Here is a 2,250-nt window from a genome sequence, read left to right as displayed (position 1 = left end):
CAACCGGACGTGCCCTTCACATCCCACCTGGAGGACCACGCGCCAAGCTCCACGACCAGCTTGACCCGCTCACCCTTCGCATCCGGGATGCTACCGGTGAAATACCCGTCACACGCCGGCTTCAGATCGACAAAGCCCGTCGTATTGCTCGACAGCAGACGATACCACACACGAACAGCAGACACCAAAGACGACGTAGGCTTATACCACACATCCATCGGCTGCTTCACAGCCGACGGCTCCGTCACCGTCACCCTCACCGACGCGCTCTTGCCGCCCGCCTCCGCCGTGATCGTCGCCGTCCCGGCCTTCACAGCCGACACGTAACCAGTCCCCGTCACCGAAGCGACCGACGCATCCGAGGAACTCCACGCAACCGTCTTATTGGTCGCATCCGACGGGCTCACCGACGCAGTCAACTGCACCGACTTGCCCTTCGCCAGCGACAGCGCGCCATTGGACACGCCAGAACCCGAGATCGCAATAGACGACACCGCAACATCAGGCGTCTTGCAGGTCACGGATTCGATGGTGGTGGACGAGCCGTCCCACTGGGCTGCCGTGCCGCGAGTGAACTCGAGGCCCGGGGCCATGTCAGCCGGGTAGCGGTTGGAGCTGTTGCCGTTATCGGAGAAGATCACACGGTACGTGCCCGTGCCGAGGTTCGGGACCTCGATACGGTAGGTGCCGGCGGAAGCGCAGCTGTCTGCTGTGGTCATCGCGGTCATCGCCTCGCCCGGCCACTTCGCATTGCTTGTGGCAGAGGAGCCTTCACCGCTGTAGATGTAGGCATACACGCTATTCCAGCCCGCTGGCTTCTTGACATACAGGTAGTTCGAGGATGTGGTCGTACCACCGCCCTGAGAACCACCGCCGGAACCGGAATCGGTCACGGTTACGGTGATGCTGGTGCTCTTGCCGCCCGCGGTCGCGGTGACCGTGGCCGTACCGGCCTTCACGGCCGTCACATACCCGGTACCCGTCACCGAAGCCACCGACGCGTCAGACGAGCTCCACGAAACCGTCTTATTGGTCGCGTTCGACGGGCTCACCGCAGCCGACAGCTGAGCCGACTTGCCCTTCACCAGCGACAGCGCACCATTGGACACGCCATCCCCAGAAATCGCAACAGACGTCACTGGCACATCAGTGGATCCACCGTCACCTGAGCCATCATCAGAATCGCTGGCAGCGCCAATGCGCGCGAAGGGAACAGTGAAGTCGTCCGCATCGGACTTCTCGTAGCTGTTCTGGGGTTGGGATTGGGTATCAGGCTGATCGGCATTGTCGTTCTCAGTGAGATCATACGGGAGAGAATCCATGCCGGACATGCCCATGGTGGCTACCAGCTGAACGCCGACGCCTTTTGAGGACACCTGGGATGACGTTATCCCCAGCTCAGAAAGAGGGATGGACATCTCGTAATGGAAGTCCATCGTCTTCGAATCGTGGCCTTTGGTGTTGAAATCAACCCAGTCCGAGCTGTCCTTGGAGAGATCTCCAACGACTCGACCACCATTTGCCCCATACGCGCCGTTGATTCCATAGACGTTGTTGCTCAGGATGCCCTGACCGTATTTGAATACGATTCCAGACTTCTTGGTTCCTGTCTTCGTATCCGCAGCTGGACCATATTCAGCTGTGGTATTGAGCCCACTGGAATTTCCTCCATATATCCATGGGCCGTTCGCGCCATTGGTCGAAATGGCGACAATCTTGTTGAGATTCTGCTCAAACGAAATGTTTGAGTCCCACAGAGTCCCATCGGTGGAGGTCTTGGCGCTGTTCCCTATCCGTGTTGAGGAGTCACCCGTGTCCAGAGCAATGTAGAACGGGACGTTCATGTTCTTGTACAGAGTTCCTTGGGACAGGGGATAGTTGTCATTCGGGGCTACAACGTCCTGAACATTGGTCATTTCCCACATCAGGTACAGATTGTTGTCATCATAAGCTCCATACAACGTATAGAGATCGATGGGAACCTCGTACATGGAATTCGGACGATAAACCCTGGGGTCATCGTTCGCCGTCCCTTGCGCGATAATCATCGATTTGGTCCAGTCGGAGATATCGCCATCAACCGAGATGGTCTTCTTAACACCATAACCGGCGGCATTGGTCGAATAGTATTTCGACAACGTCTGGGTAGGACGATCGGTTTTTGTGTATGTAACCGTAGTGGAGAAAGACTTCCCCGTCGTTTTCCCTGTAGCCGTCACCGTAAGGGTCACTGTGCCGCCGACTTTGGTT

The 2,250-nt window shown here is 57.5% G+C and carries 1 protein-coding gene; it reads right to left on the bottom strand.

What is annotated here, in order from left to right:
- The coding region (locus Q1X90_RS00765) for an Ig-like domain-containing protein (protein WP_300765754.1) at window positions 1–2,250 on the bottom strand (2,250 nt) is incomplete at both ends.

It is taken from the genome of uncultured Bifidobacterium sp. (assembly GCF_949292005.1).
Taxonomy (GTDB): domain Bacteria; phylum Actinomycetota; class Actinomycetes; order Actinomycetales; family Bifidobacteriaceae; genus Bifidobacterium.
The sequence above is the reverse complement of the archived record's forward strand: the minus strand, read 5'-3'. Positions and strand labels throughout refer to the sequence as shown.